At 73.8% G+C, this 21427-nt stretch carries 18 protein-coding genes and 1 tRNA gene; 9 read left to right on the top strand and 10 right to left on the bottom strand.

Annotated elements, in window-relative coordinates; all coding sequences use genetic code 11:
- Positions 1–320: 320 nt before the first annotated feature.
- Both gltB and ACZ5D2_RS28630 read left to right on the top strand, forming a co-directional pair.
- Positions 321–4862 carry a glutamate synthase large subunit gene (gltB, locus tag ACZ5D2_RS28625; RefSeq protein ID WP_371681304.1) on the top strand — a complete coding sequence of 1514 codons (4542 nt, stop codon included), beginning with the start codon at positions 321–323 and terminating at the stop codon, positions 4860–4862.
- Entirely contained in the window at positions 4855–6315 is a 1461-nt protein-coding gene (locus ACZ5D2_RS28630) for a glutamate synthase subunit beta (protein ID WP_468933196.1), read from the top strand. Before gltB ends, ACZ5D2_RS28630 begins: the two co-directional genes overlap by 8 nt.
- Positions 6316–6445: 130 nt before the next feature.
- On the opposite strand, the gene ACZ5D2_RS28635 is transcribed toward ACZ5D2_RS28630, so the two are convergent.
- The 3 genes from ACZ5D2_RS28635 to ACZ5D2_RS28645 all read right to left on the bottom strand — a co-directional run bounded on the left by ACZ5D2_RS28635 (position 6446) and on the right by ACZ5D2_RS28645 (position 8351).
- Entirely contained in the window at positions 6446–7225 is a 780-nt protein-coding gene (locus tag ACZ5D2_RS28635) for a GntR family transcriptional regulator (RefSeq protein ID WP_371678979.1), read from the bottom strand.
- Positions 7222–7764, bottom strand: coding sequence for a GntR family transcriptional regulator (locus tag ACZ5D2_RS28640; RefSeq protein WP_468933199.1), 543 nt, complete (start codon positions 7762–7764; stop codon positions 7222–7224). Before ACZ5D2_RS28640 ends, ACZ5D2_RS28635 begins: the two co-directional genes overlap by 4 nt.
- A 158-nt stretch (positions 7765–7922) precedes the next feature.
- Entirely contained in the window at positions 7923–8351 is a 429-nt protein-coding gene (locus ACZ5D2_RS28645; RefSeq protein WP_468933202.1) for a hypothetical protein, read from the bottom strand.
- 96 nt (positions 8352–8447) lie between these two features.
- Between ACZ5D2_RS28645 and ACZ5D2_RS28650 the strand changes: the two genes are divergently transcribed.
- On the top strand, positions 8448–8891 hold the full coding sequence (locus tag ACZ5D2_RS28650; RefSeq protein ID WP_371678982.1) for a GNAT family N-acetyltransferase: 444 nt from the start codon (positions 8448–8450) through the stop codon (positions 8889–8891).
- A gap of 88 nt (positions 8892–8979) precedes the next feature.
- On the opposite strand, the gene ACZ5D2_RS28655 is transcribed toward ACZ5D2_RS28650, so the two are convergent.
- Complete coding sequence (locus ACZ5D2_RS28655; RefSeq protein ID WP_468933206.1) at positions 8980–12012, bottom strand: AAA family ATPase; 3033 nt, start codon at positions 12010–12012, stop codon at positions 8980–8982.
- A gap of 154 nt (positions 12013–12166) precedes the next feature.
- On the opposite strand from ACZ5D2_RS28655, the gene ACZ5D2_RS28660 reads away from it, so the two are divergent.
- Entirely contained in the window at positions 12167–12919 is a 753-nt protein-coding gene (locus ACZ5D2_RS28660; protein ID WP_468933209.1) for a hypothetical protein, read from the top strand.
- A 355-nt stretch (positions 12920–13274) separates the two neighbouring features.
- Positions 13275–14609 carry a DUF1906 domain-containing protein gene (locus ACZ5D2_RS28665; RefSeq protein WP_371678985.1) on the top strand — a complete coding sequence of 445 codons (1335 nt, stop codon included), beginning with the start codon at positions 13275–13277 and terminating at the stop codon, positions 14607–14609.
- Here the strand turns inward: ACZ5D2_RS28665 and ACZ5D2_RS28670 are convergent.
- From ACZ5D2_RS28670 to ACZ5D2_RS28685, 4 genes are all read right to left on the bottom strand, one after another.
- Positions 14602–15111: a pyridoxamine 5'-phosphate oxidase family protein gene (locus ACZ5D2_RS28670; protein WP_371678986.1), complete on the bottom strand. Its 510-nt coding sequence runs from the start codon at positions 15109–15111 to the stop codon at positions 14602–14604. The genes ACZ5D2_RS28665 and ACZ5D2_RS28670 overlap by 8 nt on opposite strands.
- Positions 15112–15146: 35 nt before the next feature.
- A complete protein-coding gene (locus tag ACZ5D2_RS28675) occupies positions 15147–15875 on the bottom strand; it encodes a VWA domain-containing protein (RefSeq protein ID WP_371678987.1) in 729 nt (242 codons plus the stop codon).
- Between the two features lie 15 nt (positions 15876–15890).
- Positions 15891–16043, bottom strand: coding sequence for a hypothetical protein (locus ACZ5D2_RS28680; RefSeq protein WP_371678988.1), 153 nt, complete (start codon positions 16041–16043; stop codon positions 15891–15893).
- A 431-nt stretch (positions 16044–16474) separates the two neighbouring features.
- Positions 16475–17068: a PadR family transcriptional regulator gene (locus tag ACZ5D2_RS28685; protein WP_468933214.1), complete on the bottom strand. Its 594-nt coding sequence runs from the start codon at positions 17066–17068 to the stop codon at positions 16475–16477.
- A 123-nt stretch (positions 17069–17191) separates the two neighbouring features.
- Between ACZ5D2_RS28685 and ACZ5D2_RS28690 the strand changes: the two genes are divergently transcribed.
- From ACZ5D2_RS28690 to ACZ5D2_RS28700, 3 genes are read left to right on the top strand one after another with little or no spacing between them, the layout of a single operon-like run.
- Positions 17192–18319, top strand: coding sequence for an LLM class flavin-dependent oxidoreductase (locus ACZ5D2_RS28690; protein WP_371678990.1), 1128 nt, complete (start codon positions 17192–17194; stop codon positions 18317–18319).
- Between the two features lie 3 nt (positions 18320–18322).
- The gene (locus tag ACZ5D2_RS28695; RefSeq protein ID WP_371678991.1) at positions 18323–19051 is read left to right on the top strand and encodes an SDR family NAD(P)-dependent oxidoreductase; all 729 of its coding nucleotides are present in this window, start codon (positions 18323–18325) and stop codon (positions 19049–19051) included.
- Positions 19048–19929: an alpha/beta hydrolase gene (locus ACZ5D2_RS28700; protein WP_371678992.1), complete on the top strand. Its 882-nt coding sequence runs from the start codon at positions 19048–19050 to the stop codon at positions 19927–19929. The genes ACZ5D2_RS28695 and ACZ5D2_RS28700 overlap by 4 nt, the downstream gene beginning before the upstream one ends.
- 20 nt (positions 19930–19949) lie before the next feature.
- Here ACZ5D2_RS28700 and ACZ5D2_RS28705 read toward each other — a convergent pair.
- Positions 19950–20024: transfer RNA gene (locus ACZ5D2_RS28705), tRNA-Cys, on the bottom strand.
- 67 nt (positions 20025–20091) lie between these two features.
- Between ACZ5D2_RS28705 and ACZ5D2_RS28710 the strand changes: the two genes are divergently transcribed.
- Positions 20092–20424: a hypothetical protein gene (locus ACZ5D2_RS28710; RefSeq protein ID WP_371678993.1), complete on the top strand. Its 333-nt coding sequence runs from the start codon at positions 20092–20094 to the stop codon at positions 20422–20424.
- A gap of 36 nt (positions 20425–20460) precedes the next feature.
- On the opposite strand, the gene ACZ5D2_RS28715 is transcribed toward ACZ5D2_RS28710, so the two are convergent.
- Positions 20461–21423 carry an endonuclease/exonuclease/phosphatase family protein gene (locus ACZ5D2_RS28715; protein ID WP_371678994.1) on the bottom strand — a complete coding sequence of 321 codons (963 nt, stop codon included), beginning with the start codon at positions 21421–21423 and terminating at the stop codon, positions 20461–20463.
- Positions 21424–21427 lie beyond the last annotated feature (4 nt).

Below are 21427 nucleotides of genomic sequence, written 5' to 3' on the forward strand. Positions count from 1 at the left end.
GGGGCATCAGACCAGGGCGCCCGGGCAACGATGCCCGCCTCGCGCCGGGACCTTCGCCCCGTGCTGTGTCCACAGAAGTCCATGTAGGAGCCCCCGCAGCCCAGCGAAGGTCCTTCTTTCCTGCCTCGTGCGAAGTCCGCATGTTGGAACGCCATATCCGCTTCTCGGGATTGCCGTCATCATGTAACCTGCACGAAATTTCGCAGAGGGCCAACGTCGTCCCTCGGCTATGCACATATGCCACGACGACGACGGGAGAGCCGATGCGTTCCGCATCCACGCACTCCGCGACCGGCCCCAGCACCACCGCCTGGTCGCCCATGGACGGTCGCCCCGCCCAGCAGGGCATGTACGACCCGCGCAACGAGAAAGACGCCTGTGGCGTCGGATTCGTGGCGAACCTCACCGGCGAGGCGACCCACACCCTCGTCGAGCAGGCGCTGACCGTACTGCGGAACCTCGAGCACCGGGGCGCCACCGGATCCGAGCCGGATTCGGGCGACGGCGCCGGAATCCTCTCCCAGGTGCCGGACGCCTTCCTGCGCGAGGTCGCCGGCTTCCAGCTCCCCGAGGCCGGCGCCTACGCCGTCGGCATCGCCTTCCTCCCCGCCGACGGCACCGCACAGGCCGTCGCCGTGGAGCGGATCGAGGCCATCGCCGCCGAGGAGAACCTCACGGTCCTCGGCTGGCGCGAGGTCCCGGTCACCCCCGACCTGCTCGGCAACGGCGCCCGCGCGACCATGCCGGCTTTCTCGCAACTGTTCGTGAGCAACGGCAGCACCGGCATCGAGCTGGACCGCAAGGCCTTCGTGCTGCGCAAGCGCGCCGAGCGCGAGGCCGGGGTCTACTTCCCGTCGCTCTCCGCCCGGACCATCGTCTACAAGGGCATGCTGACCACCGGCCAGCTGGAGCCCTTCTTCCCGGACCTCTCCGACCGCCGCTTCGCGTCGACGCTCGCCCTGGTCCACTCCCGGTTCTCGACGAACACCTTCCCGTCCTGGCCGCTCGCCCACCCGTACCGCTTCGTCGCGCACAACGGCGAGATCAACACGGTCAAGGGCAACCGGAACTGGATGAAGGCCCGCGAGTCCCAGCTGGCCTCCGGCGCCTTCGGTGACGGCGCCCTGGACCGCATCTTCCCGATCTGCACCCCGGACGCCTCCGACTCGGCCTCCTTCGACGAGGTCCTGGAGCTGCTCCACCTCGGCGGCCGGTCGCTGCCGCACAGCGTGCTGATGATGATCCCGGAGGCGTGGGAGAACCACACCTCCATGGACCCGGCCCGCCGCGCGTTCTACCAGTACCACTCCACGATGATGGAGCCCTGGGACGGCCCGGCCTGCGTCACCTTCACCGACGGCACCCAGGTCGGCGCGGTCCTCGACCGCAACGGTCTGCGCCCCGGCCGCTACTGGGTCACCGACGACGGCCTCGTCGTCCTCGGCTCCGAGGTCGGCGTCCTCGACATCGACCCGGCCAAGGTCGTCCGCAAGGGCCGCCTGCAGCCCGGCAGGATGTTCCTCGTCGACACCGCCCAGAAGCGGATCATCGAGGACGACGAGATCAAGAACGAGCTGGCCGCCGCCGCCCCCTACGCCGAATGGCTGGAGACCGGCGAGATCGAGCTGACGGACCTGCCCGAGCGCGAGCACATCGTCCACACCCACGCCTCGGTCACCCGCCGCCAGCAGACCTTCGGCTACACCGAGGAAGAGCTGCGCGTCATCCTCGCGCCCATGGCCCGCACGGGCGGTGAGCCGCTCGGCTCCATGGGCACGGACTCCCCGATCGCGGCCCTGTCCGAGCGCCCCCGGCTGCTCTTCGACTACTTCACCCAGCTCTTCGCGCAGGTCACCAACCCGCCGCTGGACGCCATCCGCGAGGAGCTCGTCACCTCGCTGCTGTCCTCGCTGGGTCCCCAGGGCAACCTGCTGGAGCCGACCGCCGCGTCCTGCCGCAGCGTCACCCTGCCCTTCCCGGTGATCGACAACGACGAGCTGGCCAAGCTCATACACGTCAACGCCGACGGCGACATGCCGGGCATGAAGGCGGCCACCCTCTCGGGCCTGTACCGGGTCTCAGGCGGCGGCCAGGCGCTCGCCGCGCGGATCGAGGAGATCCGCGCCGAGGCCGACGCGGCCATCGAGGCCGGCGCCCGCCTGATCGTCCTGTCGGACCGCCACTCGGACGCCGAGCACGCGCCGATCCCGTCGCTGCTGCTCACCTCCGCGGTGCACCACCACCTCATCGCCACCAAGCAGCGCACCCAGGTGGGTCTGCTGGTCGAGGCCGGTGACGTCCGCGAGGTCCACCACGTCGCGCTGCTCATCGGCTACGGCGCGGCCGCGGTCAACCCGTACCTGGCGATGGAGTCCGTCGAGGACCTGCTGCGCGCGGGCACCTTCCTGTCCGGCCTGGAGCCGGAGCGGGCCATCAAGAACCTGATCTACGCCCTCGGCAAGGGCGTCCTGAAGGTCATGTCCAAGATGGGCATCTCCACGGTCGCCTCCTACCGCGGCGCCCAGGTGTTCGAGGCCGTCGGCCTCGACGAGGAGTTCGTCGGCACCTACTTCAGCGGCACCGCCACCAAGATCGGCGGCGCCGGCCTGGACGTCGTCGCCAAGGAGGTGGCCGCCCGCCACGCCAAGGCGTACCCGGCCTCAGGCATCGCGGCCACGCACCGCGCGCTGGAGATCGGCGGCGAGTACCAGTGGCGCCGCGAGGGCGAGCCGCACCTCTTCGACCCGGAGACGGTCTTCCGCCTCCAGCACGCCACCCGCAACCGCCGGTACGACATCTTCCGGCAGTACACCGACCGGGTGAACGAGCAGTCCGAGCGCCTGATGACGCTCCGCGGCCTGTTCGGCTTCGCCTCGGACCGCCCCTCGATCTCCATCGACGAGGTCGAGCCGGTCTCCGAGATCGTCAAGCGCTTCTCCACCGGCGCCATGTCGTACGGCTCCATCTCCAAGGAGGCGCACGAGACCCTCGCCATCGCCATGAACCAGCTGGGCGCCAAGTCCAACACCGGTGAGGGCGGCGAGGACCCGGACCGCCTGTACGACCCGGCGCGGCGTTCGTCGATCAAGCAGGTCGCCTCCGGCCGCTTCGGCGTCACCTCCGAGTACCTGGTCAACGCGGACGACATCCAGATCAAGATGGCGCAGGGCGCCAAGCCCGGTGAGGGCGGCCAGCTGCCCGGCCACAAGGTCTACCCGTGGGTCGCCAAGACGCGTCACTCGACGCCGGGCGTGGGGCTCATCTCCCCGCCGCCGCACCACGACATCTACTCCATCGAGGACCTGGCCCAGCTGATCCACGACCTCAAGAACGCCAACCCGGCCGCGCGCATCCACGTGAAGCTCGTGTCCGAGGTCGGCGTCGGGACCGTGGCCGCCGGTGTCTCCAAGGCCCACGCGGACGTCGTCCTCATCTCCGGCCACGACGGCGGAACGGGCGCCTCCCCGCTCACCTCGCTCAAGCACGCGGGCGGCCCCTGGGAGCTCGGCCTCGCCGAGACCCAGCAGACCCTGCTGCTCAACGGGCTGCGCGACCGCATCGTGGTCCAGACGGACGGCCAGCTCAAGACCGGCCGCGACGTGGTCATCGCCGCGCTGCTCGGCGCCGAGGAGTTCGGTTTCGCGACCGCGCCGCTCGTCGTCTCCGGCTGCGTCATGATGCGCGTCTGCCACCTGGACACCTGCCCGGTCGGCATCGCCACCCAGAACCCGGTCCTGCGCGACCGCTTCTCCGGCAAGCCCGAGTTCGTCGTCAACTTCTTCGAGTTCATCGCGGAGGAGGTGCGCGAGATCCTCGCCGAGCTGGGCTTCCGCACGATCGAGGAGGCCGTCGGTCACGCCGAGCTCCTCGACACCAGCAAGGCCGTCACGCACTGGAAGGCGCAGGGGCTCGACCTCGCACCCCTCTTCTACGTGCCGGAGCTGCCCGAGGGCGCGGTCCGCCACGCCCTGATCGAGCAGGACCACGGTCTGGAGAAGGCCCTGGACAACGAGCTGATCAAGCTCGCGGCCGACGCGCTGAACGCCGGGACGGCGGAGGCGGCCCAGCCGGTCCGCGCCCAGGTCGCGATCCGCAACATCAACCGGACCGTCGGCACCATGCTCGGCCACGAGGTCACGAAGAAGTTCGGTGGTGCGGGCCTGCCCGACAACACCATCGACCTCACCTTCACCGGCAGCGCCGGCCAGTCCTTCGGCGCCTTCCTGCCGAAGGGCGTCACCCTCCGCCTGGAGGGCGACGCCAACGACTACGTCGGCAAGGGCCTCTCCGGCGGCCGGATCGTGGTCCGCCCGGACCGCGGCGCCGACCACCTCGCCGAGTACTCCACCATCGCCGGCAACACCATCGGCTACGGAGCCACCGGCGGCGAGATGTTCCTGCGCGGCCGCACCGGCGAGCGCTTCTGCGTCCGCAACTCCGGCGCCCTGGTCGTCTCGGAGGGCGTGGGCGACCACGGCTGCGAGTACATGACCGGTGGCCGGGCGGTCGTCCTGGGCGAGACCGGCCGCAACTTCGCGGCGGGCATGTCGGGCGGCGTCGCGTACGTCATCGATCTCGACCGGAACAACGTCAACGTCGGCAACACGGAGGCGGTCGAGACCGACCTCTCCGACGCCGACAAGCAGTGGCTGCACGATGTGGTGCGCCGCCACGAGGAGGAGACCGGCTCGACCGTGGCCGCGAAGCTCCTGGCTGACTGGGACGCCGCGGTGGACCGCTTCAGCAAGATCATCCCCACCACGTACAAGGCAGTGCTCGCCGCCAAGGACGCCGCCGAGCTGGCCGGACTCTCGGAGTCCGAGACCACGGAGAAGATGATGGAGGCGGCGACCCATGGCTGACCCGAAGGGCTTCCTCACCACCCCCCGCGAGACCGCCTGTTCCCGTCCCGTCGCCGACCGGCTGAAGGACTGGAACGAGGTCTACGTCCCGGGCTCGCTGCTCCCGATCATCAGCAAGCAGGCCGGGCGCTGCATGGACTGCGGCATCCCGTTCTGCCACAACGGCTGCCCGCTCGGGAACCTGATCCCCGAGTGGAACGACTACGCGTACCGCGAGGACTGGGCGGCGGCGTCGGAGCGGCTGCACGCGACGAACAACTTCCCGGAGTTCACGGGCCGCCTGTGCCCGGCCCCCTGTGAGTCGGCGTGCGTGCTCGGCATCAACCAGCCGGCCGTCACCATCAAGAACGTCGAAGTCTCGATCATCGACAAGGCCTGGGACAACGGCGACGTCACCCCGCAGGCGCCCGAGCGCCTGTCCGGCAAGACCGCCGCCGTCATCGGCTCCGGTCCCGCCGGTCTGGCCGCCGCCCAGCAGCTGACCCGGGCCGGCCACACCGTGGTGGTGTACGAGCGCGCCGACCGCATCGGCGGGCTGCTGCGCTACGGCATCCCCGAGTTCAAGATGGAGAAGGTGCACATCAACCGCCGCATCGAGCAGATGCGCGCGGAGGGCACCAAGTTCCGCACGGGCATCGAGGTCGGCCGTGACATCACCGCCACCGACCTGCGCAAGCGGTTCGACGCGGTGGTCATCGCGGCGGGCGCCACCGTCTCCCGCGACCTGCCGGTCCCCGGCCGGGAGCTGAACGGCATCCACCTCGCGATGGAGTACCTCCCCCTCGCGAACAAGGTCCAGGAGGGCGACTTCCTGGCCCCGCCGATCACCGCCGAGGGCAAGCACGTGGTCGTCATCGGCGGCGGCGACACCGGCGCGGACTGCGTCGGCACCGCCCACCGCCAGGGCGCGGCCTCGGTCACCCAGCTGGAGATCATGCCGAAGCCGGGCGAGGACCGGAACTCCAACCAGCCCTGGCCGACGTTCCCCATGCTCTACAAGGTCACCTCGGCGCACGAGGAGGGCGGCGAGCGGGTCTACTCCGTCTCCACCACCCACTTCGAGGGCGACGAGGACGGCAACGTCCAGTCGCTCCACCTGGTCGAGGTCGCCTTCGAGGACGGCAAGCTCGTCCAGAAGCCGGGCACCGAGCGCGTCCTCCCCGCGCAGCTGGTCACCCTGGCGATGGGCTTCACGGGCACCGACCAGGCGAACGGCCTGGTCCAGCAGTTCGGGCTGGAGCTGGACGCGCGCGGCAACATCGACCGCGACGCCGCCTACGCGACCAACGTCGACGGCGTCTTCGTCGCCGGTGACGCGGGCCGCGGCCAGTCGCTGATCGTCTGGGCCATCGCGGAGGGCCGCTCGGCCGCCCGCGGCGTGGACCGCTTCCTGACCGGCAGCAGCGCCCTCCCGTACCCGGTCAAGCCGACGGACCGCTCCCTGACGGTGTAACCACCGTTGCCCCCGCCCCGTCCGGGGCGGGACCCCTCATACGGTCCGTACAACGACGTGCGGAATTCTGACACCGCGCCCGCCATGTCCCCGACCAGGGATGGCGGGCGCGGTGGCGTTCGGGGGCGAGCTACTCGGGGGTGAACTCGTACCGGAGCTCGTAGAGGTGTCCGGCCTTCACCATGACGGTGACCTCCACGGGGCGGCCTCCGTCCCCGTACACCGTGCGGAGGGTGCGCAGGACCGGAAGATCACCCGGCAGCCGCAGCGACGTGTACTGCTTCTGCGTCGCGACCCTGGCGGAGACCCGGTCGACGCTTCGGCGGGGAGGGAATCCCAGTCCGGCGAGGAGCGTCGGGGTGCCCCCTCTGATCCTGCGCGGTTCGGCCAGCGGTGTGCCGTCGGCGATGTCCGGCGGGTAGTAGGAGCTCACCAGCTCCGCAGGTTCATCGTTGATGCTGATCAGCTGTCGGCGGCATACCGCCGGACTGCCCTCCGGGCACCCCAGCGCTTCCGCGACATCGCCGGCGACCACCACGGTTTCGACCGCGAGCAGCGTGCTGCGTGCGGCCGCCCCTTGCTCTGCGACTTCGGCGAGCCAGGGGTACGCCCCTCCGTCCTCCGTCCCTGCGAGGGATCTCGCGGGCCGGACGGTTCGCTGCCGGTTCTCCCGTACGGTGACCGCGGCTCCGGCACGGCCGACTGCCAGACCTTCGTCCTTCAGGAGTTGAACGGCCTTCTGGATCGTGGCGTTGGACGCGTCGAAGCGGGCCTTCAGTTGCGTGGTCGAGGGCAGCTTCGCCCCCGGTGCGAGACTGCCGCTCATGATCTCGTCGCGGAGGTCGGCGGCGATGCGGGCGTGGAGCGGTCGCGGATCGAGCCCCTCGGTCTCGGAGTTGGGCACGGTCATCCGATCCTGATCTCGTAGCGCAGCTGCTGGCGGTTGGCGGGCATGACCATCACGTCTGCCTGGATCGGCCGGTCCTCCGCGTCGTAGGTGGTGCGGGAGAGCTGGAGTACCGGTTGGCCAGGTCCGAGGCGCAGGTGATCACGTTCCTCGTCGCCCGGCATCCTGGCCGTCACGTTCTCGACGACCCGTACGCCGGTGTGCCCGAGGGCAGCGAGCAGGGTCACGGCGCCGCCGCGGATCTTTCCCGTGGCGGACAGGGGGGTGCCCGACGCGATGGCCGCGGGGTAGTAGGTGTCCGTCAGTTCGGTCGGTTCGCCGTCGAGTTCGATGATTCGGCGGCGTACGACGACGGTGTCCCCGTACCCGATGCCGAGGAGGGCCGCGACGGCAGGTGGCGCCGGGACCTCCCCGGCGTGGACGATGCGCTGGCTTCCCCGCCGGCCTGCGGCCCGGGACTCTTCGGTCCATGCATCGGTGGCGCCGGACGCGCGTGGGGTCAGGTACGGCATTGACACGCTGGTCCACTCACTGCCGCTCACGCTGCCTCCCGGACGTTCTGCGTGCTCCGTTGACCCCCACGGTATGCGACGCCAAGGAGTGAACCCATCCTGCAAACCTGGCCGCTATTCGCGAATGGCGATACGTTCGGTGCGGTCCAGGAGCCCGTGGGGAGGGGCGGGCGCCGGCCAGGGGGTGGTTATTCGGGCTGGACCACCACGGCGCCCCAGCGGGTGGTCGGGGTGGAGGCCGTCACCGCGGCGCCGAAGCCGCCGGACAGGCCGGTGCCGAGGGGGACGGTGATGGTCGCCGGGGTGCCCGTCGGGCAGTCCAGGGTGAAGGGGGCCGGGTTGCGGTCCGGGTGGTTGTCGAGGCGGAACGACACCTCGATGCTGCCGCCGCCCTCGCAGGCGAAGGTGGTGAAGGTGTCCAGGTAGGAGGCGAGGCCGCCCGAGACGAAGCCGCTGGAACCGGTGATCTCCGGCACCCAGATCAGGCCGTCGGGGCCCGGGTAGGAGATCACTTCCCCCTCCGCCGCGGATGCCTGGACCACCCCTGTGGTCAGTACCAGTGCCGCGGCCGCCGCTGTGAGCGTCATGGCCGTGCGGGTGATGCGTGTGTGGTTCATGGCTTTCCCCCCGGAGACAGTGATCACCGATGCCTGTGTCCACGGTAGGCGGCACCACTGACAACGCCCCCGGGAGTGGCTGGTGATACTGGTGGGATGGATTTACGGGTGCGGGCCGTGAGGGACGGGGACGTCGAGTGGGTCGCCGAGTTGAAGGCGGCCGTGATGCGGGACGACCTGGAGCGGCTCGGGCGCTACGACCACCATCGGGCCCGGCAGTTGATCCGGGATTCGTTCGGCGGTGAGCACTCCCGGGTCATCGAGGCCGGCGGGGAGCCGGTGGGGAGTCTCACCGTGCGGCCGGCGCGGGGCGGACTGGTGCTGGAGCACTTCTACCTGGACGCGGCGCACCAGGGGCGGGGGATCGGGACCCGGATACTGGAGGGTGTGCTGGCGCGGGCCGACGCCGAGGGGGCCGAAGTGCGGCTGACCGTGCTGCTGGGGAGCGCCGCGAGGGGGCTGTACGAGCGGTACGGATTCACCGTCGAGGCCCAGGACCCGGTGGACGTGCACATGGTGCGGGCCGCCGCCGCGCGGTAGGCCGTACGGGCCGCGAGGGCCCGGCCCGTACCGGCGCCGGGTGGTTCCCGGTGCTTCCGGTGACGGGGGCGGGGCGCCGGGCACGAACTCAACGGGGCGGGGACGCGCGGGCCGTGAGGGCCGCCAGGGCGGCGCGGGTCGTGACGCCGGTCTTGCGGTAGATGTGGGAGAGGTGGGTGTCCACCGTACGGGGGCTCAGGTGGAGGCGGGCCGCGATGGCCGCCGTCGTGAGGCCCTCGGCGACCAGGGCGGCGATCTCCCGTTCCCGGGGGGTGAGACCGGGCAGCGGGGGCGTGGGCGCGGGCGGGGGAGCGGCGGGCGCTGACGGGCGGATCAGGTCCGCCAGGCCCGTCAGGAGGTGGGCGCCGCCCGACTCCGCCAGGCCGCGGCCCCGGTGCCACATCGCCTCCGCCGGGCCGTCCGCCGCCACGGAGGCGCCGAGCAGCAGGGACTGGGCCTCCCACAGGGTGGCCCCGGAGCGGGCCGCCTCCCGCGCCGCGCCCGCGTACGCCTCGGCCGCTTCGGCGGTCCTGCCCCGGGCCGCCAGGACCTGCGCGGTGCTGCGCAGCGCCGAGGCCCGCTGCGTGGGCAGCCCGAGCCGCTGTGCGTCCGCGGTGGCCAGGGCGGCCCAGCCGTCGGCCGAGTCGAGGTCGCCGCCCGCGACGGTGGCCGTCACCAGGGCCTCCAGGAACAGCGGGCGCATCGACGGCTGGAGCCCCGACAGGTCGGGGCGGGCCGCCCGGAGCACGGCCGTGCGGGCCCGCTCGGGCTTCCCGGCGAACAGGGCCGCGTACCCGAGCACGCACCAGGCCAGAGAGGCCCACCAGCTGGTGCGCGGGCCCGCGACGGCCGCCGCCTCCTCGGCGACGGCGAGCGACTCCGGGTCCCCCGGCGGCAGGGAGGCGAGCAGCACCTGGGCCTTGTTGGTGAGTGCGAGGGCCAGCAGGTCCGGGTTGCCGATCCCGCGCGCGATGGTCTCGGCCTCCTCGACGAGCTCCAGCGCCGGGTGCAGCCGGCAGGTGCTCATCAGCACGTTGGCCTTGCACTGCAGCAGGTGCGACAGGATGTGCGGGGGGCCGGCCCGGCGGGCGAGCGCCAGTCCCCGGTCGGCGTGCCGCTGGGCCTCCCCGTAGCGCTCCAGGTAGAACGAGGCGGCGCTGAGCCGGGCCCGGGACTCCCCCCGCAGGGCCAGGTCCCGGTCGGCGAGGGTCTCCAGCAGGGCGTCGGCCCGGTCGGCGTACCGCGCGGCGGCGTCGAGCCCGCCCTCGTAGGCCTCGCCCAGCGCCATCAGGGCCAGGGTGTCCGCTTCGGCGGCCGCGTCGCCCAGCCGGCGGGCCAGCCCGCGGGTGCGCAGGACGTCGGCGCGGACCGCGGGGTACGGGGTGGAGTGCGGGGCGGAGGAACCGAGTTCGATGCCGAGGGCCAGCAGGTCGGAAGGCGGCGGGGCGGGGCTGCGCGACAGCTCCCGGCGCAGCAGCGCCTCGGCCCGCGCGTACCGGCCGAGGTGGCGCTCCAGCGAGGCGCACAGGGTGACCGCGGCCGGGCGCAGCCCGCTCTCGTCGTCCGGCGGTACCGCCTCGATCATTTCGGCCAGCAGGTCGCGCCCCGCGCGCAGTTCGCCGCAGACGCTCAGGGCCCGGGCCCGGTCCAGCATCAGGGCGAGGCGCTGCCCGGCGTACCGGGGCCCGTCCGGCAGCACCCGCAGGACGGCCGCGAGCCAGTGCGCGGAGCTCGCGGGGGCGGTGGCGGCGGCGAGCGCGGCCGCCTCCAGCAGTACGGCGGCACCGGCCGGGTCCCAGTCGGTGAGCGCGTGCTCGACGTGGTGGGCCCGGACGGGCGCCGGGGCCCCGGCGCGGGCCAGCGCCTCGGCGGCGGTGCGGTGCATGCGGATGCGGCGCCGGTGGTCGGCGTTCTCGTGGACGACCGTGCGCAGCACCGGGTGGCGCAGGGTCCAGCTCCCGGCGGGGCCGGGCCGCACCAGGTCGCGCAGGGCCAGCGCCCGCAGGGTGGCGTCGAGTTCCCCGGCGGGGCCCGGGGCGAGTTCCGCCAGCAGCGCGGGGGTGGCGTGGTCGCCGAGCACGGCCACAGCCTCGACGGTGCGGCGCTGGGCCGGGGTCAGCGGGGTCAGTTCGTCCAGCAGCAGCGAGCCGAGTCCGCCGAGCGGGGAACGTGCCCCGGCGCCGGGGTCCTGGACCTGGAGCAGGGTCAGGAAGTACAGCGGGTTGCCCCCGCTGGCCGCGTAGAGCCGGGTGGCCCGGTCCGCCCGGAGCCCGGGGGCGAGCCGCTCGACGCAGTCCCGCTCGGGCAGCGGGCCCAGGCCGAGCCGGAGCACCGCGCCGGTGTCCACCCCGCGGGTCAGGGCGGCGGCGAGCGAGGCCGAGGTCTGGCGGTCGCGCCGGGCGACGGCGGTGAGGACGGGGGCGTGCGGGGGGTGCCGGACGAGGTGGTCGAGGAGTTCCAGGGAGGCGGGATCCGCCCAGTGGAGGTCGTCCAGGGCGACGAGCAGCCCCGATCCGGTACGGCTGAGGGCGGCGAGCAGGCGGGCGGTGGCCCGGTGCACGGCGAAGCGGTCGGTGTACCGGTCGGCGTGCGCGGCGGCATGCGCGGCGGCGGCCGGGTCGGCGTCCGGGGAGGCGGCGGGCCGGGAGCGGGCTCCGCCGGTGGGGCCGCCGTCGGGTTCCCGGGGCGCGGGATGCCCGCGGCCGGGGCCCCCGCCGCCGACGGGACCGTCCCCGGTGTCCCAGCCGCCGGGGTCCCGGCCGCCGGAGTGCCCGCCCCCGCCGCCCCCGTCCCCTATGCCCCGGAGCACGGGCGCCGCGGCGGCGGCGAGGGCGGCCGCGGGGCCGGTGCCGGGGTGCAGCAGCTCCGGGTCCAGGTCGGCGAAGGCGTCGGTGAACAGCCCGTAGGGGGTGTGCCGTTCGTACTCGGTGGCCCGGCCGCGCAGCACGCCCATGCCGCGCGACCGGGCCCGTAAGCACAGCTCCGTCAGCAGCCGGCTCTTGCCGATGCCCGCCGCGCCGGTCAGGTCCACCACGCGGGGGCCGTCCGTGCCCCGCCCGGCGAGGACCTCGTCGAGGAGCCGCAGTTCGGCCTCCCGGCCCACCGGCCCGGTCCTGGTCATGATGAGCCCCCCTGCGACTGGCGAGGAGAAGAAGCGTAGCGAGCCGGCGCACGCGCGGATACGCACTTACGTAGGTGGTCCTACGGATGTGCGCGCGGGCCCGCCCTGTCACGCTCGGGAGCGACCCGTCCTCACATGTCCGGGAGGATGCCCGATGCGCCGATTACGAGGGTTCGCCGCCCCTGTCCTGGCCGCCTGCCTGCTCACCGCCGCCGCCGGCTGCTCCGGCCGCTCGGCGGACGCGCGGCCCGGCCCGTCGGGGGGCACGCGGGCCGGGACGACGAGCCGGGCCGCGACGCCGACCCCGAGCCCGTCCCCGACGCCGACGCCGACCCCGACGCCGACCCCGACCCCGTCCGAAAGTCCGTCGCCGACGCCCACCCCGACGCCCACCTGCACGAGCACCGACGACATGGACGAGGCCGCCCGGGCCGCCTATCTCAGGGGCCTCGAAGGCGAGTCCTACGGGCAGAAGCACGGCCTGGCCGCCGAGTCCGACGGCGTGCACTTCCGCCCGGACTCCCTGCACCGGCCGTGCGGGGCGCAGAAGGTGTCCGTGGCCCAGTTCCGGGTGGTGATGACGAGGGAGGTGAACAGGGACCCGGTGACCGGGCGGCTCTACAGCCTCTCGTACCGGTACGAGCCGGTCGAGGACCGGGAGTTCACGGTCGGCCCGGACAACGGCTTCGTCGAGGGGAGCCGGCCCCCGGACGTACGGGACTGCAGGGGGAGGATCACCGTCCTGCACCTCGGGAAGCCGGTGAAGGAGACGGCCCTGCCGGGGCACCTGAACTTCGAGGAAACGAACTTCGGGTACACGGGGACCGAGGTGGAGGTCTCGGGGGACCTGGTCCTGTACGCCGTGTTCGTGCCGCCGACCTCGACGGGCTACTGCCCGCCGGAGTGAGCCCGGGCGGCGGCGGGGCGCCGCCCCGGCCTCACCCGTGTGGGTGAGGCGGGGGCGAGGGCCGGGGGCCGGGTCCGGGGGCGCCGCGCCCGGCGCGGCGGGGGCCGGGGGACCACTCGTTGGGGTGGCCCCCCGGCTCGTGGGGGGGGGAGTCCGGGGACCGGGGGAGACGCCCGGACGCCGCCCCCGGCCCGAGGGGGGTGGGGCCGCACCGGCCGCGTGGGGGTCGGTCGGTGCGGCCCGGCCGGGGACGCGCGCGGGGCGGGACGGCGGCCGGGCGCGGTAGGCCGTACGGAGGATCTGCGCCTCGGAGGACCGCGGTTGACGGGGCCGGGGTCTGGTAACTGTGGGCGCCATGCCCTCCCGAACGCTGCTGCGGTGCCTGCTCGGCGCCGCCTTGCTGCTGCCCGTCGCCCCCCTGTCGCCCGCCGTCGCCGCCGCGGGCGCCGACGGCGGGCGGACCGTCGACTACCAGGGGCTGCACCTCACCCTCCCCGCCGGCTGGCAGGTCGTCGACCTCGACCGCCACCCCGACGCCTGCCTGCGCCTGGACCGCCCCGCGCTCTACCTCGGGCACGCCGGCACCCAGGCCGAATGCGCCTCCGGCCGGGCCGTCGCCCACCGCGCCGACACCCTGCACCTGGAGCCCATCGACGGCGCCCCGCCCCGCGCCGACATCCCCACCTTCCCCGTCGACGCCGGCACCGCGCTGCCGCCCGCCGACGCCGACAGCGGCGAGCTGCGCTACGCCCTGCGCGGGACCGGGGTGATGGCCACCCTCTCCTACGGGGAGGACCCGGCCGCCGTACGGGGCATGCTGGCCCGGGCCGCCGCTCCGGAGGGCGCACCGGCCCCCGCCACCGCGCCGGTGGTCACCGCCGCGGGCCCGGCGGCGGCACCCCGCGCCACCCAGCAGGCCTTCACCGGCACCGGCTTCGACGCCTGCACCGCCCCGACCCAGCGGGCGATGGACGCCTGGCACGCCGACTCCCCCTTCGGCGCGGTCGGCATCTACATCGGCGGCCGGGCCCGCGCCTGCGCCCAGCCGCAGCTGACGGCGGGCTGGGTCCGCAAGCAGGCCGCGGCCGGCTGGCACCTGATGCCGATCTGGGTGGGACCGCAGCCCTGGAACAGCTCCAGCACCGGCCTGTCCACCGACCCCTCCCGGGCCAACGACCAGGGCCGGGAGGCGGCCGACGGCGCCGCCGACGCGGCCCGCTCGCTCGGCCTGGACGCGGGCACGGTGCTCTACAACGACCTGGAGAACTACACCGACCGGGCCACCTGGGACGCCCCCGTCGTCGCCTACCTCACCGCCTGGACGGTCCGCCTGCACGAGCTGGGCTACCGCGCGGCGGCGTACGTCTCCGCGAGCTCCGGGGCCAGGGCGCTCAGTGCCCACTACCAGCAGGCCCCGCAGGCCATGCCGGACGTGCTGTGGGTGGCCCGCTGGAACCTGGCGGCCTCCGTCACCGACGCCGACATGGGCCTGCCCGAGCACACCGCGCAGTGGGCCGGGCCGCGCCGGGCCCACCAGTTCCGCGGGGACCACGACGCCTCGTACGGCGGGGTGACGATCAACATCGACCGGAACTGGGTGGACGTGGACCCGGCCGCCCTCGGACCGGTCGGCGGCCTGCCGGCCGGCGGTCCGGTCCGCGGCCCGCTCCCGGGCCTGCCGTTCAGCTGACGGGGTCCTCCCGGGCGGGTTCGTCGTCGTTGCCCCGGCGCAGGGTGTGCAGCCCGTGCGCCGGGGTCCACGTCCGCACCACCAGCTCCTCGCCCTCCACCGAGACCCGCACGACCTCCCTCAGCTCGGCGTGGAAGAGGTGGAAGGGGTGCGGGGACTCGGTCTCCTCCGCGTAGCGGTGCAGCTCCGGCGGGTCCACGAGCTCCACCGCCCGCCCGGAGATCCGCACGTCCCCGTCGGGCATGTCCTCGCCGCCGCCGGGGTTGGTGTGCAGGGCGAACCGCGGATCGCGCTGGAGGTCGAGGGCCTTCAGCGAGCCCGGCATCATGCCCAGCCACAGCTCCCCGCCGCGGAAGTCGACGTTCAGCCCGCTCAGGCGGGGCGAGCCGTCCTTGCGCAGGGTGCCCAGGACATGGTGCGGGTACTGCGCGAAGCGGGCCCGCACGGCCGCCGCGAACTCGGGTTCCGCCTGCTCGAACGCTGCCCAGTTGTTCGTCTTCATGGCCCCATGAAAGCGCGGCCCCCGTCGCCCGCCGCTCAGGCGCGCACGATCCCCGCCGCGCGCGCCGCCCGCAGCCAGGCCGGGAACTCCCCGAGGAGCCGGTCGTAGAGCACGGCGTCCGGCACGGTCCGCGGGTCGGGGCCCGCGTGGAAGTAGCCGGCGTTGTCCACCGCCCGCAGGGCCGGGACGGGCAGTTCGTCCAGTCGGCGCAGGAAGTCGAACTGGCTGCTCCGGGTGTTCCCGAAGCCGACGAACTGCCAGAACAGCGGCAGCCGGGACGCCTTGCACAGGTACCGCTCCGCGGCGGGCTTGCTGAGCGGGCCGCCGTCGGTCTGGAAGACGACCAGCGCCGGTTCGCGCGTTCCCGCGTCCAGGTAGTGGTCGATGACCGCGTCCATGGCCGCGTCGTACGCCGTCTTCCCCATGTGGCCGAGGCCGGCGGCTATGGCGGTGACCCGGCCCTCGTGCCCGCCGAGGCGGACCTCCTCCACCGCGTGCACCTCGGTGGAGAAGAAGACGACCGGGATCCGGCCGTCGGCGTCGAGGTGCGCGGACAGGCCCAGCACCCGGTCGGCGAGGGCCTGCACGGTGCCGTCCGCGTAGTAGGGGCGCATCGATCCGGAGTAGTCCAGCACCAGGTAGACGGCGGCCCGGCCACCGTCCAGTCCGTGCTCGCGCAGCGACACCCCGGCGCTCTTGTAGAGGTTCACGAGTGCCGGAGCGGCTGCTCGCACCGCGTGGAGGTCCATGGCGCTGCCCGTCATGGGCCCGAGGGTACGTCAGCGGGCCGGGGCGTACCCCAGATGTGCGGCCAGCCGCTCCCGGTGGGCGGCGGGCGGACCGAAGAGCTGCGCCGAGCCGTGGGCGCGCTTGAAGAAGGTGTGCGCCTCGTGCTCCCAGGTGATGCAGATCCCGCCGTGCAGCTGGATCATCTCGCCCGCGACGTACGCGTACGCCTCGGAGCAGGCCAGGTCGCGGACCCGGGCGAGGACCAGCAGGGGTCGCCCGGGGGCCGGCCAGGACGTACCGCTTGGTGCCGGTGAGCAGCCAGCCGGATCCGGCGGGCTCGGCCCGGGTGACGAGGTCCCCGTCCTCCCACCCGCCACGCCCCGCCGCGGGCCCGGCCCCGGGTCCGTCCCCGGTCGCGGAACCGGTCGCGGAACCGTCGTCCGGGCCCTCCGCCCAGGCCAGCGCCCCCACCGCCGACCCGTCCGCCAGCCCCGGCAGGTGCCGTGCGCAGGCCTCCCGGTCCCCGGACGCGAGCAGCGCCTGCAGGTCAGCACCGCCGAGCCCAGGTACGGTACGGGGCCCAGGCGGTCAGCTCCTCGGCGGTGACCGGGGCGCTGCTCTACTTCCGGCGCGCCTACGGGCGGGTGCCGGACTCCGGGGCCGGGGCGAGCGCCTCGATGTCCGCGAGCATGGCGACGGCCAGGTCGCGCTCGGAGGCGTAGTACCGCTCCGCCCACTTGAGGGTGAGGGTGGGGTAGGCCCATGCGGCCTCGTCCTGGGCCCCCTCCACGTCCGCCACCGCGCGGCGGCGCATCCGTTCCGCGAACTCCTGGTGCTGGAGCAGGATTTCGCGCATCTGCTCCGGCTCCAGCAGGTGGCCCAGCCACAGCCGCAGCATCGGCCCGTGCTTGAGGACCGGGGGGTCGACCGGTGCCTCGCGCGCCCATTCCCGTACGGCGGCCATGCCCTCGTCGGTGATCCGGTACACGCGCTTGTCGCGGGTGCCGGTGTCCTGGGCGACCATCCGCGAGGAGGCGTAGCCGGCCTTCTCCAGCCGCTTGAGCTCGCTGTAGATCTGGCTGAAGGACGGGCTCCAGTAGAAGAAGCGCAGCGACCAGTCCGACCACTTCTTCAGGTCGTAGCCCGACAGCTCCTCACCGAAGGAGAGCAGGCCGAGCACCGCCCAGCTGGTCGCCGGGAGCGTGCGCGTGTTCGTCTCGTCTGCCACGCAGCGCAGTCTATGGCCGGTCCCCGCGATGCCCTTCCCCTGACAGGATATGACTGCTAGAAGTATTCCTAATCGAAATATCTGCAAAAACCTGCCCCCACAGCTGGATGGAGGGACCGCACCGTGAAGTTCTCGATGATCTTCGAGGCGCAGCTCGTCGACCCCACCCCCGAACGCGAACGCCAGGTCATCCACGACTGCGTCGAACAGGCCGTGTTCGCCGAGGAGATGGGCTTCGACCGGATCTGGGCCGTGGAACACCACTCCCTGACCCAGTACGCCCACATGAGCGCTTCCGAGATCTTCCTGACCTGGGTCGCCGCCCGGACGCGGAAGATCCGTATCGGCCACGGCGTGGTCACCATGCCCTTCGCCTACCAGCACCCGGTGCGCGTCGCCGAGCGGGCCGCCATGCTCGACGTGCTCTCCGGCGGCCGCGTCGACATCGGTGCCGGGCGAGGGGCCACCCGCCAGGAGATGTCCATGTACGGGGTGAACCCCGAGGACACCTACCCGCAGATGGAGGAGGCGCTGCGGATCTTCTCCGCCGCCTGGCGGGAGCCGGAGTTCGCATGGCACGGGTCGCTCGACATCGGCCCCGGCGCGGTCCTGCCCCGCCCGGTGCAAGACCCGCACCCGCCCCTGTTCATGGCCTGCTCCAAGCACGACACCCTCAAGCTCGCCGCCGAACTGGGCATCGGAGCCCTGGTGATGGGCTTCGCCGGCGCCGACGACGTCCGCGCCATGCGCAAGGTCTACGACGAGGCCATCGCCGCCCGCACCGGCGAGCGCCTCGTCTCGGACCGGGTCAACGACCACCTCTCCGCCCTCTGCCCCACGATCGTCCTCGACGACGCCGAGCGCGCGCTGCGCCTGGGCACGCGCGGGCAGCGCTTCTTCGCCGAGTCCATCGCCCACTGGTACGGCAACGCGCCCGCCCCGACGGGCTACGCCGAGGACGAGGACCACGTGGGCGCCCTCGACCGGGGCCGCGAGGAGCTCGTCGCCCGGCTGCACGAGGCGAACATCCCCGCCCGCCCGGTCGACACCGGCACCTACAACGCCGACCACGCCTACGGCAGCGCCGAGACGGCCATCGCCTACGTCGAGCAGCTGCGCGAGATCGGCGTCGACGAGGTCATGTGCCTGATCCAGATGGGCACCGTCCCGCAGGAGGCCTGCATGGAGACCATCCGGCAGTGGGGCGAGAAGGTCATCCCGCACTTCCGCGCCCTGGAACTGGAGGGCTGAGCCGTGATCTCACTCGACGGGAAGGTCGTCGTGATCACCGGCGCCGGACGCGGCCAGGGCGCCGAGGAGGCCCGGCTGTGCGCGGAGGCCGGGGCGCGGGTCGTCGTCACCGACGTCCGCGAGGAGGAGGGCCGGGCGGTCGCCGCCGCACTGGGGGACCGCGCGCTCTACGTACGGCACGACGTGGCCGACGCGGGCAGCTGGGCCGAGGTGGTGCGGGAGGCGGTGGCCGCCTTCGGGACCGTCTCGGCACTCGTCAACAACGCCGCCCTGTGGCGCACCGCGCACGTGGAGGAGCAGAGCGCGCAGGGCTTCGAGGAACTGCTCCGGGTCAACCTGCTGGGGCCCTTCCTCGGCATCCAGGCCGTCGCGCCCGTGCTGCGGGCGGCCGGCGGCGGCTCGGTCGTCAACATCTCCTCCACGGCGGGCCTGGTCGGCATACCCGGCCACGCGGCCTACGGGTCCACCAAGTTCGCCCTGCGCGGGCTGACCCGGTCCGCCGCGCTGGACCTGGCCGGGGACGGGATCCGGGTCAACTCCGTGCACCCGGGGGCCATCGACACCCCGATGGTGGCCGAGGCGGTCGCCGGACGGGACTGGTCGCACGTGCCGCTGGGCCGGATGGGGCGGCCCCGGGAGGTCGGGGAGCTGGTGCTGTTCCTGTGCTCGGACGCCTCCTCGTACGTGACGGGGACCGAGTTCGCGGTCGACGGCGGGATGACGGCCGGATGAGCGGGCGGCTCTCCCCCGCCGCGCGGGGGCTGTGCGACGCGATGGCGGCGGTCTTCCCCGGACCCGGGGACGTGACGGCCCTGCGGGCGGCGGCCGTGCCCGGCCCGCCCGGACCCGAGGTCGCCTCGGTGCGCGACGCCGACGCGGGCGGGGTCCCGGTGCGGATCTACGACCCCGCGCCGGGAGCCGCCGGCCGGCCGCTCGCCGTGTACTTCCACGGCGGCGGCTGGGTGATGTGCGGGCTGGACACGCACGACGCCCTGTGCCGGAAGCTGGCCGCCGCCTCAGGGGCGGTGGTCGTCTCCGCCGACTACCGGCTGGCCCCCGAACACCCCTGGCCCGCCGCCTGCGACGACGCCCTGCGCGTACTGCTGTGGGCGCGGGCCGAAGCGGAGGCGCTGGGCTGCGATCCGGGGCGGGTGGTGGTCGCGGGGGACTCCAGCGGCGGCAACCTGGCCGCCGTCACCGCGCTGCGCGCACCCGGACTGGCCGCCGGGCAACTGCTGGCGTACCCGCCGCTGGACGCCTCGATGGGCTCCGGGTCGGTGACCACGTACGGCCGGGACCACTTCCACACCGCCGCGCACATGGCCTGGTACTGGGACCAGTACGGCGGCGATCCCGCGCACCCGCACGTCTCGCCGCTGAGGGCCGGCCGGGAGGCGCTGGCCGCACTGCCCCGCACGCTGATCCTCCTCGCCGACTGCGACCTGCTGCGGGACGAGGGGATGGCGTACGGGCGCCGGCTGGGGGAGGCGGGGGTGGACTGCGAGGTCAGGCTCCACCCAGGGGTCTTCCACGGCTTCCTGGGCCTGCCGCTGCCGGCCGGCCGGGCGGCGCTCGCGGGCGCGGCGGCCTGGCTGGCGCAGACGCCGTGAAGGAGACGCCGGGACAGGGGGGCGGGGCGGCCGGATTCGAACCGGCGTCTTCCCCCTTGCAGGGGGGTGCAACGACCTCTGTACTACGACCCCGCCCTTGCGGTGGATCTTATGCGGGCCGTGGGCGGGTGCGCACGCCGGATTCCCCGGCATGATGTGTCCATGCCTGGCTTCCTCCTGCGCGCCTGCCTGCTCCTCGCCGTGGAGGCGGGCGCCGCCTTCCTGCTGCGCGACGCCGGAGCACCCTGGATCCCGGTCCTGCTCGGGGTGTTCGTCCTCGGCTCCGCCGTCCCCCAGGGCACGCCGGCGGAGTTCGCGGGCCGCTTCCTCGTCGCCGCCGTCGCGGTGGGCGTGGCCCTGGCGGGCGCCGCGGCCTGGGCGGCGTACGACCGGCCGGACACCGGCCCCGCCCAGTGGGCCGCCCAGGCCGCCACCGCCGTCCTCCTCCTCTTCCAGACGGCCACCCTCATGCGCCTCTCCCTGCGCCGCGCCTGATCCGTCCGGCGGCGGCCCACCCCCGTCCCGGCCCCGTCACACCGTGCGTCTCACCTCGGTGAGGACGGGCCGGTGGTCACTGCCCAGGTCCGGCAGGACGCTGGTGGTGGTGGCCTCCAGGCCGCGCAGCAGTACGTGGTCGATCCGGACCACTGGGAAGGGGGCGGGCCAGGTGAACCCGAAGCCCTGGCCCGCGTGTTCGTGCGCGGGCTCCAGCTGCCGGGCGAGGGGCGCCAGACCCCGGTCGTCCAGGCTGCCGTTGAGGTCGCCGAGCAGCATCATGCGGGGGGCCGGATCCCGCGCGATGCGGTCGGCCAGTGCGGCCGCCGCCGCGTCGCGGGGCCCGATGGCGAAGCCCTCGGTCGCCCGGACCCGTACGGAGGGCAGCCGCACCGTGTAGACGGCGGTGTCACCACCGGGGGTCCCGGCGACGGCCCGGATCGCGTGCGGCCAGGGGCCGCCCAGGTCCATCGCCTCGACCTCGCGCAGCGGATGGCGCGACCACAGGCCGAGGGTGTTGCGGGTGGTGTGGTGGGGGTACGCCGCGGCGAGCGCCTTCTCGTACGCGGGGACGGCCCCCAGGGGGACCTTCTCCAGGGCGACGAGATCGGCGCCGGTGGCGATCACCTCCCGGGCGACGGCCTCGGGGGTGGTGCGGGCCCCGCCGACGTTGAAGGACAGGGCCCTGAAGTCGCCGAGCCCCGCACGGGGCGGCGCCGCCAGGGTGGGCACGAAGACGGTGCACCAGGCCACGAGGGGCACCAGGGCCGCGGCCATTCCCAGCCGTGTGCCGCGCGCCACCGCCCACAGGAGGAGGACCACTATCGCGACGGCGGACCACGGGAGGGCGGTCTCGGCCAGGCTGCCGAGGTTGCCCGGTCTGTTGGGCAGGAGCCGCGGAAAGAGCAGGGCCACGGCGAGGAGGAGCGAGGGGACGGCGATGCGTGCGGTGCGGCGGGGGCGGTCCCCCGAACCGCCCCGCCGTGTGCTGCGGGTCATGGAT

The organism is Streptomyces sp. NPDC031479 (genome assembly GCF_055581065.1).

Excerpts from the sequence above, each read along its gene's own strand:
- gltB (WP_371681304.1), top strand. The coding sequence starts at position 321 with ATGGACGGTCGCCCCGCCCAGCAGGGCATGTACGACCCGCGCAACGAG.
- ACZ5D2_RS28630 (WP_468933196.1), top strand. The coding sequence starts at position 4,855 with ATGGCTGACCCGAAGGGCTTCCTCACCACCCCCCGCGAGACCGCCTGT.
- ACZ5D2_RS28635 (WP_371678979.1), bottom strand. The coding sequence starts at position 7,225 with ATGACCGTGCCCAACTCCGAGACCGAGGGGCTCGATCCGCGACCGCTC.
- ACZ5D2_RS28645 (WP_468933202.1), bottom strand. The coding sequence starts at position 8,351 with ATGAACCACACACGCATCACCCGCACGGCCATGACGCTCACAGCGGCG.
- ACZ5D2_RS28650 (WP_371678982.1), top strand. The coding sequence starts at position 8,448 with ATGGATTTACGGGTGCGGGCCGTGAGGGACGGGGACGTCGAGTGGGTC.
- ACZ5D2_RS28655 (WP_468933206.1), bottom strand. The coding sequence starts at position 12,012 with ATGACCAGGACCGGGCCGGTGGGCCGGGAGGCCGAACTGCGGCTCCTC.
- ACZ5D2_RS28660 (WP_468933209.1), top strand. The coding sequence starts at position 12,167 with ATGCGCCGATTACGAGGGTTCGCCGCCCCTGTCCTGGCCGCCTGCCTG.
- ACZ5D2_RS28665 (WP_371678985.1), top strand. The coding sequence starts at position 13,275 with ATGCCCTCCCGAACGCTGCTGCGGTGCCTGCTCGGCGCCGCCTTGCTG.
- ACZ5D2_RS28670 (WP_371678986.1), bottom strand. The coding sequence starts at position 15,111 with ATGAAGACGAACAACTGGGCAGCGTTCGAGCAGGCGGAACCCGAGTTC.
- ACZ5D2_RS28675 (WP_371678987.1), bottom strand. The coding sequence starts at position 15,875 with ATGACGGGCAGCGCCATGGACCTCCACGCGGTGCGAGCAGCCGCTCCG.
- ACZ5D2_RS28680 (WP_371678988.1), bottom strand. The coding sequence starts at position 16,043 with ATGATCCAGCTGCACGGCGGGATCTGCATCACCTGGGAGCACGAGGCG.
- ACZ5D2_RS28700 (WP_371678992.1), top strand. The coding sequence starts at position 19,048 with ATGAGCGGGCGGCTCTCCCCCGCCGCGCGGGGGCTGTGCGACGCGATG.
- ACZ5D2_RS28710 (WP_371678993.1), top strand. The coding sequence starts at position 20,092 with ATGCCTGGCTTCCTCCTGCGCGCCTGCCTGCTCCTCGCCGTGGAGGCG.
- ACZ5D2_RS28715 (WP_371678994.1), bottom strand. The coding sequence starts at position 21,423 with ATGACCCGCAGCACACGGCGGGGCGGTTCGGGGGACCGCCCCCGCCGC.